Source organism: Leucobacter sp. 7(1) (assembly GCF_900163635.1).
Lineage (GTDB): Bacteria > Actinomycetota > Actinomycetes > Actinomycetales > Microbacteriaceae > Leucobacter.
Genome location: NZ_FUID01000002.1, coordinates 46,256 through 62,673 on the forward strand (window position 1 = coordinate 46,256; position 16,418 = coordinate 62,673).

The window sequence follows — 16,418 nt, forward strand, 5'->3', positions numbered from 1 at the left end:
GAATGGCTGGCATGAGTGATCCGCAGTTCTCGCCTGTCCCGCCAGCACCGGAGGGGCCGCCCACGCCGGGAACCGCCGAGGTGCGACGGCCGGGGCGAGCACTCGCGATCACAGGGATGGCGGTGGGGCTTGCTGCGCTCATGACCGTGGCCGTCGCGCCGCTGACCTCGCTGGGATTCGCGGTGGGCGGTGCGATGCTCGGGATCGCGGCGGTCATCGTCGGGGTACTCGCACTTGTGCTGCGCCAACCTCGTGTCCCCGCAATCGCGGGGCTGGCGGGCGGCGCGCTCGCCGTGGTGCTGGCGCTTGTGCTCGGTGCGGTGAGCGTGGGCTCGTATCTCACGTCGCTCGGCCACACCGGCGCGAACGGCCCCGGCGCGAACGCCTCGCCGGATCCGTCCCTCCCGGGACCGTCTGCGCCGAATCCGCCCGAGGCTGGCAGTCTGACCTGGCCTCAGAATCACGCGACGGGCGGGGTCGTGTTCACCGGGCCGGAGCGCACAGTGCGGCCCTCCGACGCTCCGCGAGAAGGCGCGGCCCCATCGCCGCTGCCCGCGCGCGAGCTCGGCGCTCCCGCACTCATCCAGGTCTACCAGGACTATCGCTGCCCGTACTGCGCACACTTCGCGCAGGCCAGCGGCGACACCCTCGAGGCGGTGCTGGATCAGGAGGCCGCGGCAGTCGAGATCCACGCACTCACTTTCCTAGATCGAGTCTCCGCCGGCTCCTACTACTCATCCCGAGCCGCGGGCGCTCTCGCTTGCATTGCCGACACACACCCCGCCGCAGCGTGGGACGCAAACACCGCACTTCTGGATCCGGCCTTCCAGCCGGCCGAGGGAGGCCCGGGGCCCGATACTCCCGCCCTCGTCGCGACGATCGAGGACGCCACTGGCCCACTCCCCGAGACCACGCGATCCTGCATTGCGCAGGAATCGTATGTTCCGTTTGCGGCGGCACTCACGGAGTGGGTATTTGCTCACCCGGTCCCGCACGCGAAAGATCCGGGACTCGGTGTCAGCGGGACCCCGCTCGTGGTTGTCAATGGCGTCCCGTATCCAGGAGACCCAGCGGACGCCCGCGCGTTCCGAGCCTTCCTCGCGCAGCAGGGCGTCATGCTCACATAACTGAAGCAGAACCGCCGTACCCCCTTCCGCCCGGCTGATAGCCTGGATCGGTTATGCAGGAGCCGACACCCACACCCCAGGAGCCCACGGTGCTCTCCCGCACCGGCGCCCTCTACTTCCCGATCGCGCTCGTGGCCCGACTGCCGTATGCAATGGTCGTGATTGGCGTCTTGACACTCGTCGTGTCGGCGCGAGGCTCAGTCGAACTGGGTGGGCTGAACTCCGCGATGGTGGGGCTCGGCGTTGCCTGCTTTGGGCCACTCATCGGGGCCGCGGCCGACCGCTTCGGGCAACGCTCCACGCTCCTGATCATGGGCGTCGTGAACAGTGTGGTGCTGGGCGGGCTCGCCTGGGTGGCGTTCAGCGATCTCCCGATCTGGGTGCTGTTCCTCGGGTCCTTCCTCACCGGCGCCTCGGTGCCGCAGACCTCTCCGATGTCGCGGTCGCGGCTTGTCACGATCATCAAGCACGACCTGCCACCCGCCCGCCGCCCCCGGGCGCTCTCCTCGTTCCTCGCCTACGAATCCGCCGCCGACGAGGTCATCTTCGTGTTCGGCCCGGTCGCCGTCGGGGCCCTGGCGACGACACTCGGGGCGTGGGCGCCCATTGCCGGAGCCGCGGTTCTCACTCTCGTGTTCGTGACCGCGTTTGCACTGCATCACACAAGCGCACCCGCGCAGAGCGCCGCAGAGCGTGCCGCCACCCTCGCCCCCGCCTCGGAGCTGCTGCGGCCGCGCCTCCTCGTCACGGTGCTCGGCATCGCCTCCGTCGGCATGTTCTTCGGGTCCATGCTGACCTCGTTGACCGCGTTTATGCAGGACCGCGGAGCTCCCGAGCAGGCGGGCCTCATCTACGGGATTATGGGCGTCGGATCCGCCGTCTTCGCGATCGGCGTTGCGTTCCTGTCCCCGAAGTTCACCCTGCGGTATCGCTGGCCGATCTTCGCCGTCCTCATCCTCGTGGGCACCGTGCAACTGCAGTGGGCACACGATCTGCCGTCGATGCTGGTGAGCCTCGCGGTGATGGGCATTGGCGTGGGGCCGCTCCTCGTCACGCTGTACAGCTTCGGTGCCGAACGCAGCCCGGAGGGCCGATCCGCCACGGTCATGACAATGCTCGGGTCCAGCCTGATGGTGGGTCAGGCCGGTGCCGCCGCAGTCACCGGGATCCTTGCCGAAAACCTCAGTACCGAAGCCGCGCTCGTCGTGCCGCTCGGTGCCGCGGCACTCGCTGTGCTCTCCGGCGGTATGAATTGGGCGCTCACCGGGAAAAGCTCCCCTGGGCGGGCACAGCCGGCGGGATCCGACACGGAATAAGCGCCCGCCTGAGACTGTTGCAGCAATCGAGCCCCGGAACCGCGAACCGGTGGAAGAATGGAGACCATGTCTGCCCGTGCGTTTACCCCGGCCGAGGTCGCTGACCTGCGCGCCGCATTCCCCTACTTCGCCGCACACGACCGAAGCGAGGGTGCTCCGGCGTACCTCGATTCCGCGGCCACCTCGCAACGCCCGTCTGCGGTGCTCGATGCGGAGCGTCAGTTCCTCGAGACCGCCAACGCTGCGGTGCACCGCGGCACCAGCGGTGCCGTCGGTGCCGCGACCGAGGCCTTCGAGGGTGCGCGTGCCGCCGTCGCTGCGTTTGTGGGAGCCAGCGCACCCGAACAGATCGTGTGGGCCGAGAACGCCACCGACGCGCTGAACATCGTGGCGCTTGGCATCGGTGAGGCCAACGCCGGGCTCGGCGTCGCGGGGAGCGAGCGCTACACCCTCTCCGCGGGCGACGAGATTCTCATCACCGAGGCGGAACACCACGCGAACCTCCTCCCCTGGCAGCGCCTTGCCGCCAAGACCGGGGCCACGCTCCGCTTCATCCCGGTTCGCGAGGACGGGACATGGACGCTCGATGATGCGCGGTCCGCGCTCAACCCGCGCACCCGCATCTTCGCCTTCGCACACGTCTCGAACGCCACCGGCTATGTCGCGCCCGTCGCTGAGCTCGTTGAACTCGCACGCGCGGTCGGCGCGATCACGGTGCTCGACGCCTGCCAGTCGGTGCCGCACATGCCCGTTGACTTCACGGCGCTCGGCGTCGACTTCGCGGCGTTCTCCGGGCACAAGATGCTCGGCCCCAACGGCATCGGTGTGCTCTACGGTCGGCCGGAAGCGCTCGACGCTCTGCCGCCGGCCCGCACGGGTGGCTCCGCGATCACCCGGGTCACAATGGAAGCTGCCGAGTACATGCCGCCGCCACTGCGCTTCGAGCCGGGCACACAACCTGTGTCGCAGGTTGTCGGCCTCGGCGCCGCCGTCGCGTTCCTCACGCAGGCCGACATGGCGCGGACCGCGGCGCGCGAGCACGAGCTCGTGGAACGCCTCGTCGCCGGGATCGCAGAAAACCCCGGACTCCGGCTTCTCGGTCCCGCGGATCCCGCGCAGCGCGTTGCGTTGACGGCAGTCTCGGTTGCGGGGATCCACGCGCATGACGTGGGCCAGTTCCTCGACGAGCAGGGTGTGCTCGTACGCGTGGGGCACCACTGCGCACAGCCCCTGCACCGGGCACTCGGGATCACCTCAAGCACCCGCGCGAGCGTGCACCTGACCACCACAGAAGACGAGGTCGATCGATTCCTCGACGCGCTCCGCGGCGCACAGCGGTACTTTGGAGCGGAGGTGTCGGCGTGAGCGCGCTTGACGGGCTGTATCAGGAAGTTATTCTCGACCACTCCAAGCGCCCCATCGGCAAGGGCGAGTTGGAGGCCGCGGCGGGAACACTGACGGCCACCCACCACGAGTTTAACCCGAGCTGCGGCGACGAGATCGACCTCGCGATCGCGGTGGATCCGGCGACCGGGCGCATCACGAACCTCGCCTGGGAGGGCCAGGGCTGCTCAATCTCGATGGCGTCCGCGTCGATCCTGTCGCAGCTTGTGCGCGACGACAAGCTGACAGTCGACGGTGCCGAAGAGCGCATCGCCGCGTTTCGGCAGATGATCCAGGCCCGCGGGGCAGAAGAGCCCGACGAGGAACTGCTGGGCGACGCGGTCGCACTGCAGGGCGTCGCAAAGTTTGTGATGCGCGTGAAGTGCGCGATGCTGGGTTGGGTGGCGCTCGAGGCGGACCTCAAGAAGGTCGCCGCGCAGCAGGCCGGGGCGTAACCGTGGCCGCGCCGACGCTGCACCCGGAGAGCACGGCTGCGGAAGTCTCCGCGGCCCTCGCCGCACTTGAGGACCCGAAAGCTCGTGCGATCAATGAGCGGCACGGCGACGATCACGGCGTGAACCTCACAAAGCTGCGCGCGGTCGCAAAGCTGCTGAAGCGCAACCCGGAACTCGCGCGCGAACTGTGGGCAACGGGTGGCTCGCCGGAGCGCCTCGTGGCCCTGCTCATCAGCGGACCGAAGGACTATTCCGCGGCGGACCTCGACGCGATGCTCCGCGACGCGCGGATCCCGAAGGTGCGCGACTGGCTCGTGAATTACATCGTGAAGAAAAGCCCGCACGCGGAAGAACTGCGCGTGGCCTGGTTCGCGGATCCGGAGCTTGCTGGCTCTGGCTGGGCGCTGACCTCCGAGCGGGTTATCAAACGCCCCGAGGGGCTTGAGCTTTCCGCCCTGCTCGATCAGATCGAGGCCGAAATGCAGGACGCGCCGGAGTCCCTGCAGTGGGCAATGAACGAGTGCCTCGCCCAGATCGGGATCCATCACCCCGAACTGCGGGCGCGTGCGCTCGACATCGGCGAGCGCTTGCAGGTGCTCGCGGATTACCCAACGCCTCCGGGCTGCACCTCACCGTTCGCGCCAATCTGGATCACCGAGATAGTCGCGCGACAGCAGTAGTAGCCCAGCGCGCGGTGCGCGGCACTTCTGCGGATCCCGCGCGCATCCCCTTCACCCTCGCTCCGGAGATTCGCGAAAGCGCAGGAGATTCTCGAAAGCGCAGGAGATTCGGGCACGGATCTGGCACGTGGGACGAGAATCTCCTCCCGGACGGGCGGGGTTGCCGGATCCAGCGGCTTAGCTCACACGGCTGAGGAGCGCGCCCGTCGCACTGTCTGCTGAGGTGAGTCGATCCGCGATCTCACGTACGAGGGCCTGCAACGCCGCACTCGCGTGTGTGGGGGCCATATCGGACCGACGTGCCAAGCTCACGGTGCGGGTGAGCGCGTTCCCGGCGAGCGGCGTCGCGCGCAGCGCCGGGCGATCCACCGCCACCATCGCGGGCACCACGGCAACACCGATCCCGCGCTCCGCGAAGCGCAGCGCAGCGTCCATCTCCACCCCTTCCACAGCCACAACCGGTGTGAGTCCCGCCGCACCGTACGCGGCATCCATCGCGACGCGCAGGTCGTAGTTCACCGGGAACGCGATCTGCGGCACAGCGGCAAGTTCGGAGAGTTCGAGCCCCCGACCGTGGTCCGGGCTCGCAGTGCCAAACGGGTCTGGACGTGATGCAGCGGAGACGACAACCAAGCGTTCGCTCAAGATCGGCTCCCGATCCAGTACGGCACGCGCTTCACCAGACGAGACGCTCGTAACGATCAATGCGAGGTCCAAGGCCCCCTCCATGAGCGCACTCAGCAGTGTCCGCGATCCGCGTTCGAGGATCTCGATGTCGACCCCGGGGTAGCGCTCGTGAAACTCCGCGATCACCTCGGCAACGAGGCTTGTGCACAGGGTCGGCGTGGCCCCGAGCCGGATCCGGCCCCGCCGCAGCCCCGCGAGTTCAGCCATTTCGTTTCGGGCTGTGTCGGCGTCCGCGAGCATCCGCCGCGCCAGCGGGAGCAGCCGCTCACCTGCGCTTGTGAGCGCAACATTGCCGCGCACCCTGTGAAATAGCTCGACACCGAGCTCGCGTTCCAGGGTCGAAATCTGCCGGCTCAGCGAGGGTTGTGCCAGGTGCAGGTGCTCAGCCGCCCGCGTGAAATGGCCGGTCTGGGCAACTTCCACGAAGCTGCGGAGCTGATCGAGATTCATGTTGATAGCTTACGTGCATCGTCCTGATCAGTTCTATTCATTGGAGTAATTGAATTGGACTGCCTAGCGTGGTCCGCATGCACAGCACACCCGCGTCAGAGCGCACCGAACGTCTTCTCTCCACTTCCGTCCTCGTCATCGGCACCGGCGGTGCCGGCCTTCGGGCCTCGATCGAACTCGCCGAGCGCGGCGTCCAGGTTCTCGCGGTCGGCAAGCGCCGCGCACATGACGCCCACACCACTCTGGCCGCGGGCGGCATCAACGCCGCGCTCGGCACCATGGACCCCGAAGACAGCTGGGAACAGCACGCTGCCGACACGCTGCGCGAGTCCTACTTCCTCGCGGATCCCGCGATCGTCGAGGTCGTGACGAAGGGCGCGAAGCAGGGCATCGAAGATCTCGAGCGCTGGGGTATGCCGTTCGCACGCGAGGAAGACGGCCGGATCAGCCAGCGTTTCTTCGGCGCACACAAGTACCGCCGCACCGCTTACGCGGGCGACTACACCGGCCTCGAGATCCAGCGCACGCTGATGCGCCGCGCCGCCGAGCTCCAGGTCCCGATCATCGACACGATCTACATCACCCGTCTCCTCACGAGCGAGGGTCGCGTCTTCGGGGCCTACGGCTTCGACATCGTCGACGGCTCCCCCGTCCAGATCAACGCCGACGCCGTGATCCTCGCCGCCGGCGGCCACACCCGGATCTGGCGCAACACCTCCTCCCGGCGCGACGAAAACACCGGCGACTCGTTCCGGCTCGCCGCGCTCGCGGGCGGCAAGATCCGCGATGCCGAGCTTGTGCAGTTCCACCCGTCGGGCATCCTGGAGCCTGCGGAGGCCGCCGGGCTCCTCGTATCCGAGGCCGCACGCGGCGAGGGCGGGATCCTGCGCAACGCGCTCGGCGAGCGGTACATGGAGAAGTACGATCCCGAGCGGATGGAGCTCTCTACCCGCGACCGCGTCGCGCTCGCCAGCTACACCGAGATTGTCGAGGGCCGCGGCACCACCAACGGTGGAGTCTTCCTCGACGTGTCGCATCTCCCGCGCGAGCAGATCCTCGCGAAGCTGCCCCGTGTCTACCGCAACCTCATTGACCTGCAGATGCTCGACATCACTGAGCAGCCCATCGAGATCGCGCCGACCGCACACTACTCAATGGGCGGCGTGTGGGTCCGTCCGGAGGACCACGGCACCGGCGTGGACGGCCTCTACGCCATCGGCGAGGCGTCCAGCGGCCTGCACGGCGCAAACCGCCTCGGCGGAAACTCGCTGATCGAGCTGCTTGTGTACGGCCGGATCACGGGTGCGGACGCCGCGAGCTACGTCGCCGGCATCACCGAGGTCCGCCGTGATCCCGCGGCTGTTGCCGAGGCGCGTGACGAGATGACGGGGCTCCTCACCGAGCGGGGCTCCGTGAGTGAGAGCCCACGCCGCCTGCAGCGGGCCCTGCGTGACCTGATGACCGAGCACGCCGGCGTGGTCCGCTCCGAAGAGAGCCTCACGGCCGGCCTCGAAAAGCTGGCAGTGCTCGAAGAGCGGGTGAAAAACGTGACCGCGCACCCCGATATTGCAGGCTTCGACGATCTCGCGCACGCCTTCGATCTCTATGGTTCGCTGCTCGCAGCACGGGCAACCCTTGAGTGCGCTCTCGAGCGCCGCGAGACGCGCGGCTGCCACAACCGCTCGGACTTCCCCGAGCAGAGCGCGGAGCTGCAGGGAAACTTCGTGTGGACTCCGCAGGGCGGGGCACAGTTCGAGCCGCTTGCCGAAGCCCCCGAGTCGTTCCGCGCGCTCGCGATGGCCGGCCTGGATGACTCGGTCGTGGGCAAACTGGTCGAGTAGCCGAGCTGCGCTGCGATCGCCGCGCGTCGTCCCCAGGTGCACCCTTGGCACCTGGGGACGACGTTTTTGCGCGATGCCTGTGGATAGCCGGTTTCGTCTCCTTCCCGAGCAACGCAGAATCGCTGCATGACTCCCGACACTCCCAGTCCCCCCACGCCTTACTCGACCGCGCTGGCCGCGATGAACACCGCCCCCAGGGAACCCGCGCAGGTTCTGAGCTGTCGCACCCCGGCCGACTTTCTCGCCGCGCTCCCCCGGCTCTTCGGCTTCGACCCAGAGGACAGTCTCGTCGTCTTGCGATTCTCGGGTACTCGTTCCGTGGAGGCTGCCCGAATTGACCTCCCTGCAGAGCCCAGCCCGGAGGGGATCGTGCACGCACTGACGATGCTCCGCACCGTGCTCACTTCCCTCTCGGACATGACCCCGGGCAGGCTCGCGCAGGCGTCTCAGCCCATCACAGGCCTTGGCCTGGCAATCCTGACAAGTGCACAATTCGGGAACTCCTTAGAGCCGCCTTGGGCGGAGCTTGCGCGGCACATCACGCGGGACTGTCGCGATGCGGAGATCGAGATCACCGCGCTGTGTTGTCGCGCGGCCGACGGCTGGGGCGACTATTTGGAACCGAACCCGGGACCGGTCGGCGGCCGCCCGCGCCGCGAGCTCTCCGCCACCCCGATCGCACTCGATGCCGCGGTGCGTGGCGAGGTGTCCCCTTCCCAGAGTGAATATGGAATGATTCCTGAGCCAGACGCACGGCGCGCGGCACGCGTAGCCGCAGTGTTCGCCCCGGAACTCGCGGCGGGCAGCGCTCCAAACGCCCTCACGGCCCGCGCAGAGCGCGATCCCGGTGCGGCAAGCAGAGGCGCTGTACCGAGAGACGTGATCCCGCAGGTCCTCACCACCGCAACGGCCCTGCGCACATCACGCGCCCTCAGCCTCGACGAGGCAGCATGCGTCATTCGAACACTTTCCGACCCTGGCCGGTGGCTTGGCGTGGTGTTCGGAATCATGCTCCGCCCAGTGCGCGCCGGAGTCATGCTGCGCGAGGCGGACACCGGCGCGCAATTCCGGACCATTCTGCAGCCCGAGCCCGCTGCCGTGGACATCCCCCTCCCGCGATTGCTCGCGCTCTTGGCCGACGTCGGAATTGCATTCACCGAACGTGCATGCCTGGTCACAGTGAGAGAGCGGCTGCGCGAAATGCTCGCGGAATGCCCACCCCCGATCCGCGCACCGTTGTACGCGCTGAGCGCCTGGGCGTGGTGGCTGTCCGGCATACAAAGCGTTGCGCAACAACACGTCGACGCCGGCCTCGAACTCGCTCCGGACAACGCCCTGCTGCGAACCATCGCGGAGCTCATCGTTGTGCCGAGCCACGTCTCACGGTTTGCCCCGGCGGCAGCCGCGCGCACCTGGAGCGAGCTCGGCGAGGCCGCGGAGGTTCGCGATGCCGAATAGCCCAGGCGCAGGGCGCGCCGCGGCGATCCTGCGCTACACCCGCGTGCCGGTGGCCCTGCTCACCTCAGCGCGGAGCACGTCGACGAACCGTTCCCGCGTCCGTTCAGAAATCGGAGCCGGGAGCGTGCACCGCAGCGCGGTTTGTGCCAGTTCAGGGGCCACCCCCATCGCGAGTAACACCGGCGAAGGGTCCGACTGTCCGGCCGCGCACGCAGACCCAGAAGACACCGCGAGCCCTGCCGCGTCGAGCGCGACGAGCAGGGACTCCCCACTCACCCCCGCCACGGTGAACGAGGCGTGCCCGGGCAAGCGTTCCTCCGGATCCCCAGTCAGCGCGGTCCCGGGGACCGCGGCGAGGACTCCCCGGACGAGCGCCTCTCGGCTCGCCATGAGTTCCCAGGCCGTCGCACCAACTGTTGACGTCGCGGCGGACACCGCCGCCGCGAACCCCGCGATTCCCGCGACGTTCTCGGTGCCGGAGCGCACGCCGCCCTCCTGGCCACCGCCGTGGAGCACAGCTTCGACGGGCGTCCCAGCCCGAAGCAGCAGCGCACCGACGCCCTGGGGACCACCGAACTTGTGTGAGGCCACGGTCATCGCAGTGATGCCGCGACCAGGCCAGGCGGCGATGCCGGCTGATTCCGGGCGCGAGCCAAACGACACGGGGAGGCTCGCCGCCGCCTGCACGGCGTCGGTGTGCACCGGGATGCCGAATACGGCGGCGAGCTCCGCGAGGGCGTTGATCGACTGCACGGTCCCCACCTCTGCGTTGGCCAGGCCGACAGAGAGGAGGGTCGTGTCCGGTCGTAGCGCAGCCGCGACGGCCTCCGGGGCGACCCGCCCCCACGCATCGACCGGCACAACCGTGAGCTCAAAGCCGAACACACGCTCGAGATATCGGCAAGATTCCAGTACCGAGGAATGCTCAATCGCGGAGGTGACGAGGTGCCGTCCGCGCGGCCTCGCAAGTGCGAGCCCAACGATCGCAAGGGTGTTTGCCTCGGTCCCACCCGACGTGAACACAACCTCACCAGGACGAGCCCCCAGCGCCTGTGCGATGCGATCCCGTGCCGCATCCACTTCGGCGCGAGCGCGAAAACCTGCCGAGTGCACGCTCGACGCATTGGCCTGGCCCGCGTCCCATACGGCGAGCATCGCCGCACGCGCTTCGGGGCGCAGCGGTGCGGTCGCAGCTGCGTCAAGATATGCCGCGGTCACCAGGCACCCCCGCGCCCCGTCATGCGGCGTCAAGACCCAGGTCGAGCGCGCGCGCCGTGTGTCAGGAGCCCCACGGAAATGACGTCCACGCCGGTCTCCGCGATCCCGGCAACGGTGTCGAGAGTCACACCGCCGCTCGCCTCCACAATCGCCTGCCCCGCGATCAGTTCAACCCCGGTACGGAGATCCGCCAGAGAAAAATTGTCGAGCAGGATCCCGGTTGGCCGCGCCGCAAGCACCGGGGCAATTTGATCCACCCGGTCCACCTCCACAATGATCGAGGTCGTATGGCCGGCACGATCTCGCAGCCCCGCGAGCGCCGCCGTCGTCGTAGCCGCGTCCACCGCTCCCAGCGCGGCGAGGTGGTTGTCCTTGATCATGACCGCATCCGACAGGCTGAAGCGGTGGTTCGATCCACCACCGGCACGAACCGCATGCTTCTCCAGCGCACGCAAGCCAGGGGTGGTCTTCCGAGTGTCAGCGATCCGGGCGCGAGTGTGCGCGACCACGGCAACGAACTGCGCGGTCAGCGTCGCAACGCCGCTCATGCGCTGCGCAAAGTTCAGGGCGACACGTTCTCCCGTGAGCACGCCCCGTGCGGGGCCCGCGATGCGCGCGAGCACATCCCCGGCGCGGAACGGAGTGCCCTCGGTGACCAAATCGGTCACCGAAATCTCGGGGTCGACCTGTCGAAAGGCCGCCACAATCAGCGGACCACCCGCGAAAATCCCATCCTCGCGCGCGGTCAGTACAGTGCGCACCGTGGCCGCGGCGGGGATTACGAGTTCGCCGGTGAGATCCCCCCACGGGGCGTCCTCGGCGAGTGCGCGCTGCACGGTGTCTGTGACCAGGTGTGGGGTCAGCATGATGAGAGGCTCCTTGCCGGGGTGTCTGGGGTGCCCACCAGGGGCATTCCGTTCAGGGATAGTGCGGCACCGCCGGGGTGCGCGCGTTCGAGGACGAGGCCCGACCGCCGGGGTACCCCGGGGTCAGCATCTGGAAAGTCAGAGCGCTGGTGCGCCCCGCGAGACTCCTCGCGGGCCTCAGCCGCCGCGCAGATCATGGATCCGAGCAGCGCGGCATCCAAGGTGCTCTGCGCACACACCTCCGCGGTCGCCTGCAGTCCCGCGGCGTCACGCTCAATCCCCAGACCTGTGGCGATCGCCTCACGCACGTCGTTGAGCGTCGTGGGCGAATCCTGCCGGCCGACCGCAGCCGCGCTGGGGAGCCCCACGCCGCTGTCGGGTGCAGCGACTGAGAGCAGCCCCGGATCCGCAAGGAGTCCCTGGAAGCCGACACCACGGCCGCGCCACTCAGCCCGGGCACCACTGGCCGAGCTTGCCCAGTCAGCCGCCGCCCGCCCGGCCGCATTCCCAAAGACGAGGCCCTCCAGGAGAGAGTTTGACGCCAGTCTGTTCGCACCGTGCACTCCGGTAGCTGCGACTTCCCCCGCAACGAACAAGCCTGGCACGCTCGTGCGGCCGTCAAGATCACTCGCCACCCCACCCATCGTGTAGTGGGCCGCGGGCGCTACAGGAATCGGATCTCGCGCCCAGTCCAGGCCCCGCTCGGTGACTGCACGAGTCACACCGGGGAAGCGACGGGCCAGTGTGCCTGGGCCGCCGTGGCGTTCGATACCCGTCGCGTCCAACCACACTGTACGTTCTCCGCGCTCCCGCAACACGCGGTGGATCTCGCGGGACACCACATCGCGCGGTGCAAGCTCCGCCTGCGGATGCCGCCCCAGCATAAACCGAGCTCCGGACCCATCGCGCAGCACGGCACCAGCCCCACGCACCGCCTCCGAGACGAGTTCCCCGGACCCTGCTATTGCTGGCAACACTGTGGGGTGAAATTGCACGAATTCGAGGTCCGAGAGCACCGCTCCCGCACGCGCCGCAAGCACAACGCCCGAGCCTTGGGCCCCCAGATGATTAGAGGAACCCGGGAAAAGCCCCGCGTACCCACCCGTTGCGAGGACCACGGCGTCCACACTGCGCGGCACCGCGATCCCTCCGTCCGTTCTGAGCACCGCACCGAACACAGTGTCCTCCGGACGATCCCCGTTTCGAAGCAGCTGCTCCACCACCGTGTGTTCGGTGACGCGGAGCCGCCCCGCAACTCGAGCCTCAGTCACGCGCGCAGCGAGGAAGGCGTGCAGCGCGGCACCGGTTCGGTCCCCGCCAGAGTGCACGATCCTGGCCCGGCCGTGCGCGCCTTCAAGGCCCAGAGCGATACCGCCATCTGCGCTGCGGTCGGCCGGGAAACCATGCTCGATGAGCGCACGGACACTCTCCGCACCCCTCACCGTGAGTTCCGCAACAGCTTCCGGATCGCTCAGCCCGGCCCCCGCGGTGAGCGTGTCCGCAGCGTGTGCTGCAGGATCGTCGCCCGCACCGACCGCCGCGGCCACGCCACCCTGCGCCAAAGCTGTGTTTCCGCCGCCGAGCGCGTCAACGCTCGGGCTGAGTTGCCCGACTGTGACGAGCTCAACCTCGGCACCAGAAGCAACGGCTTCCAACGCGCAGGTGAGTCCCGCAACGCCCGCGCCGACGACGAGGATCATGGCCGGGCCGCGAGCATCCGTTCGAGCGCCACACGTGAGTCGACCGCGACCGATTCGGGCACCCGAATCTGGTTCGGGGTCTCGCCGGCGACGAGCGATTCGAGCGTCCACGCGAGGTATGCCGGATGGATCCGGTACATCGTGGAGCACGGGCACACCACGGGGTCGAGACAGAAGATCGTCAGGTCAGGACGCTGCTGCTGCAGGCGGTTCACCAGATTGATCTCCGTGCCGACCGCAATGACGCTGCCGGGAGCTGCCGCCTCGATCTCCTTTCGGATGTACTCCGTGGATCCGGCACCGTCTGCCGCGTCCACCACCGCTGCGGGGCATTCCGGGTGCACAATCACTCGGACACCCGGGTAATCGACCCGGGCCTGCTCAATCTGAGCCACCGTGAAGCGTTTGTGGACCGAGCAGAAGCCGTTCCAGAGGATCACACGCGCATCCTGCAACTGCTCGGCCGTGTTGCCGCCAAGCGCGAGATGCGGGCGCCACAGCGGCATCTCCGCTTCGGTAATCCCCATCGCCTTCGCTGTGTTTCGGCCCAGGTGTTGGTCCGGGAAGAACACGACGCGCTGCCCGCGAGCAAATGCCCATTCAAGCACCGTGCGTGCGTTCGAGGAGGTGCAGACAATTCCGCCGTTGCGCCCACAAAACGCCTTGATGTCGGCGGAAGAGTTCATGTAGGTGACCGGAATCACCGGCTGCGGCTCCCCCTCGGCGACGGGCCCGAGGGCGGCGGTAAGCTCCTGCCAGCACGCCTCGACCTGCGTAATCGTCGCCATGTCGGCCATGGAGCAGCCCGCTGCAAGATTCGGCAGGATCACTGCCTGATCGGGGCCTGACAGGATATCCGCGGTTTCCGCCATAAAGTGCACGCCGCAGAACACAAACGCCTCAGCTTCCGGGTGCTGCTTCGCGGCCTGCGCCAACATGAATGAGTCACCCACAAAATCGGCGTGCTGCACAACCTCGTCGCGCTGGTAGAAGTGACCGAGAATGCGGACGCGGTCACCGAGCGTGGCCTTCGCCGCCACGATCCGCTCAGTGAGTTCCGCGTCGCTCGCATCCGTGTAGCTCGCGGGGAGCGGCCCCTGCCGCGGGGCATCTCCAGGGATGCCGTCGCCGGATGATGCGCCGGGCCCGTAGCCCGGGGCCCGGTCGATCGTCCATGGATCGTCGGCAAGCTCGGTGTCGCAGCTCGAGATCCCGGTTGCACGGAGAATGATGGGTCGCCGGTGCGTGGGCGCGGCGCGCTCGGAAAGTTCTGTCTCCCCCACAGCCAGGGTTGCGGCCTCGCGTTCGGCCGCGCCGCGGATGAGTTCGTGCACGCTTGTCATTCTCTGCTCCTCGCTGAGGTGGATCCTGAGGTGATCGGCTGATTGGCTGCTCCGGGCGGCTCGGCGAATCGGTAGAGCCGCGCCGGGCGGTGCCGCGCTCCGCTCTCGAGTTCGCCGGTGTCGACGAGGCTGCCTTGAGCAAGCGCCTGGCGTCGAAAGTTTGCGGGGTCCACCGGCTGGCCGAGCACTGCCTCGGTCACCGTGCGTAACCGACCGAGCGTGAAGACCGGGCCAAGGAAGCGGTGTGCAACGGAGGCATACTCGGTCTTCGCGCGAAGCCGGCCGAGTGCGTGGTCAATAATTTCCCGGTGGTCGAAGGCCAGCTCGGGGAGCCGATCAGCCGAAAACCAGGCGACATTCGCCACTGAGACGCTCCCTGCGGGAGTACCGGCCGCCGCATCCTCACCGGTGAGCCCGGATGCGGGTATCGGGTCGTCCCAGCGGCGCGGGCCGGACGGCACCTGGACTGGAGACACGCCATGCGCCCCGCGCACTGACACTTCTGGTTCTAACTCGTGTTCCCCGTACAGCGCCCAGTAGGCGATTGTCACCAGGCGTTGCGCCTCGGCCGAGCGCTCGACCCCGCCAAAGGAGTAGAGCTGCTCAAGATAGCCCGGGGTCCGCTGCGTTGCCGCATGGAGGCTCCGCAGCGCCGTGTCCGCGAGGGTCTCGTCCCATTGGGTCGGGCCGCCGGGGAGGGCCCACTGCCCCAAGAACGGTGCCCGGGTGCGGCGCACCAGCGGTATCCAGATCGTGGTGTCACCAGCACCAGCGCCGGGATCACCAAGCTCAGCATCTGCTGGCGGCTGGAGCGCGAAGGCGACAACGGAGACGGCGACGGCGGGCGGCAGATACTGCCGCTCGCTTGCACTGGCCCCCGTATATCGCACAGTTTGCCCCTCGCATCGAGTTATGGTCAAGATGACTATAACTCACGATGCGGGCGTTTCCAACTCCACACAATCCCAGACGGCTTCCGATCCTCCGTCATTTCACGGAAGCGCAGACGCACCCTCCTATGGTGCGATCAATGCGCATCATATTCAAACCATCCCTCCTCTCGAGGGCCTGTTTCAGTGAAGGACCCACATGGATCTCACAACCACTCTCCCCCGGCGCGTCGTAGTCACCGGGGCCATGTCGGGAATAGGTCGCGCCGTTGCCGAGGGTGTACTCGCAGCGGGCGGCCGAGTTCTGAGCCTCGACCTCGACATCACAGAATGGTCGCACCCGCGAATGGTTGCTCGCCGTGTCGACGTCTCCACGGAGTCGGATGTCGACGCCGCATTTGCAGACGCCCCCGAGACACTTCTCGGGCCGCCGGACGCAGTGATCCATTGCGCAGGCATCTATCGTTGGGCCCCGCTCGGGGATACAACGGTCGCCGAATGGGATCGGGTCCTCCGGGTCAACGCAACGGGAGCGTTCATCATTGCCAAGGCGGCAGCGGCTGCTATGCCACGTGGCGTCATTGTTCTCCTCTCGTCCGTGGCTTACGGGCGCGGAGACGAGGGCGAACCCGGCGCCGCCTATTCCGCGAGCAAAGGGGCGATCGTGAGCTTGACGCAGCAGCTCGCCGTCGAGCTGGGGGCGCGGGACATCCGTGTCAACGCCGTGGCACCGGGAATGATCGACACTCCAATGCTCACCCTCAATAACGACCCCACCGCGGTTTCGGCTCTCACTCATCGCCTGCCCGCGCGCCGTCTGGGAACAGCTCAGGACGTCGCTGCCGCGTGCTTGTTCCTCGCAAGCGGGTCAGCCGGATACATCACGGGCGCGACCCTCCCCGTAGATGGTGGCTACCTCGTCGCGTAGTCAGGGCTCCGGAGTCGGGCACGCAACGCGTCCGGCCGCCCGGTGGTGGATACCAGAGGGACTCCACCACCGGGCG

Annotated in this window: 13 protein-coding genes and 1 pseudogene; 8 read left to right on the forward strand and 6 right to left on the reverse strand. The window is 68.0% G+C overall.

The window, feature by feature from the left end; translation table 11 throughout:
- Nucleotides 1-11: 11 nt before the first annotated feature.
- Genes FM113_RS00290 through FM113_RS00310 form a run of 5 tightly spaced genes read left to right on the forward strand, consistent with a single transcriptional unit; the run spans nt 12 to nt 4,961 of the window.
- The gene (locus tag FM113_RS00290; RefSeq protein ID WP_176387018.1) at nt 12-1,127 is read left to right on the forward strand and encodes a thioredoxin domain-containing protein; all 1,116 of its coding nucleotides are present in this window, start codon (nt 12-14) and stop codon (nt 1,125-1,127) included.
- A gap of 53 nt (nt 1,128-1,180) precedes the next feature.
- A complete protein-coding gene (locus tag FM113_RS00295) occupies nt 1,181-2,443 on the forward strand; it encodes an MFS transporter (RefSeq protein ID WP_087010329.1) in 1,263 nt (420 codons plus the stop codon).
- 57 nt (nt 2,444-2,500) lie between these two features.
- Entirely contained in the window at nt 2,501-3,808 is a 1,308-nt protein-coding gene (locus FM113_RS00300) for an aminotransferase class V-fold PLP-dependent enzyme (RefSeq protein WP_087010330.1), read from the forward strand.
- Complete coding sequence (sufU, locus tag FM113_RS00305; protein WP_087010331.1) at nt 3,805-4,281, forward strand: Fe-S cluster assembly sulfur transfer protein SufU; 477 nt, start codon at nt 3,805-3,807, stop codon at nt 4,279-4,281. Before FM113_RS00300 ends, sufU begins: the two co-directional genes overlap by 4 nt.
- A gap of 2 nt (nt 4,282-4,283) precedes the next feature.
- Nucleotides 4,284-4,961, forward strand: a complete 678-nt coding sequence (locus FM113_RS00310) for a DNA alkylation repair protein (RefSeq protein WP_254908789.1) — start codon at nt 4,284-4,286, stop codon at nt 4,959-4,961.
- 177 nt (nt 4,962-5,138) lie between these two features.
- Here FM113_RS00310 and FM113_RS00315 read toward each other — a convergent pair whose 3' ends face one another.
- Nucleotides 5,139-6,098 carry a LysR family transcriptional regulator gene (locus tag FM113_RS00315; protein ID WP_087010332.1) on the reverse strand — a complete coding sequence of 320 codons (960 nt, stop codon included), beginning with the start codon at nt 6,096-6,098 and terminating at the stop codon, nt 5,139-5,141.
- Between the two features lie 77 nt (nt 6,099-6,175).
- Between FM113_RS00315 and FM113_RS00320 the strand changes: the two genes are divergently transcribed.
- Entirely contained in the window at nt 6,176-7,939 is a 1,764-nt protein-coding gene (locus FM113_RS00320; RefSeq protein WP_087010333.1) for an L-aspartate oxidase, read from the forward strand.
- 126 nt (nt 7,940-8,065) lie between these two features.
- Nucleotides 8,066-9,397 (forward strand): DUF4192 family protein, encoded by a 1,332-nt coding sequence (locus tag FM113_RS00325; RefSeq protein WP_087010334.1) that lies wholly within the window; start codon nt 8,066-8,068, stop codon nt 9,395-9,397.
- 33 nt (nt 9,398-9,430) lie between these two features.
- On the opposite strand, the gene FM113_RS00330 is transcribed toward FM113_RS00325, so the two are convergent.
- The 5 genes and pseudogenes from FM113_RS00330 to FM113_RS00350 all read right to left on the reverse strand — a co-directional run bounded on the left by FM113_RS00330 (nt 9,431) and on the right by FM113_RS00350 (nt 15,414).
- Complete coding sequence (locus FM113_RS00330; RefSeq protein ID WP_087010335.1) at nt 9,431-10,615, reverse strand: cysteine desulfurase family protein; 1,185 nt, start codon at nt 10,613-10,615, stop codon at nt 9,431-9,433.
- Nucleotides 10,616-10,634: 19 nt separating this feature from the next.
- Nucleotides 10,635-11,481: pseudogene (nadC, locus tag FM113_RS00335) on the reverse strand (carboxylating nicotinate-nucleotide diphosphorylase).
- Nucleotides 11,475-13,181, reverse strand: coding sequence for an L-aspartate oxidase (locus FM113_RS00340; RefSeq protein WP_087010336.1), 1,707 nt, complete (start codon nt 13,179-13,181; stop codon nt 11,475-11,477). The pseudogene nadC and the gene FM113_RS00340 overlap by 7 nt, the downstream one beginning before the upstream one ends.
- A complete protein-coding gene (nadA, locus tag FM113_RS00345) occupies nt 13,178-14,524 on the reverse strand; it encodes a quinolinate synthase NadA (protein WP_087010337.1) in 1,347 nt (448 codons plus the stop codon). Before nadA ends, FM113_RS00340 begins: the two co-directional genes overlap by 4 nt.
- Complete coding sequence (locus FM113_RS00350) at nt 14,521-15,414, reverse strand: NUDIX domain-containing protein (protein WP_087010338.1); 894 nt, start codon at nt 15,412-15,414, stop codon at nt 14,521-14,523. The genes nadA and FM113_RS00350 overlap by 4 nt, the downstream gene beginning before the upstream one ends.
- A 199-nt stretch (nt 15,415-15,613) precedes the next feature.
- On the opposite strand from FM113_RS00350, the gene FM113_RS00355 reads away from it, so the two are divergent.
- Nucleotides 15,614-16,342, forward strand: a complete 729-nt coding sequence (locus FM113_RS00355) for an SDR family NAD(P)-dependent oxidoreductase (RefSeq protein ID WP_087010339.1) — start codon at nt 15,614-15,616, stop codon at nt 16,340-16,342.
- The last annotated feature ends 76 nt before the right edge of the window (nt 16,343-16,418 follow it).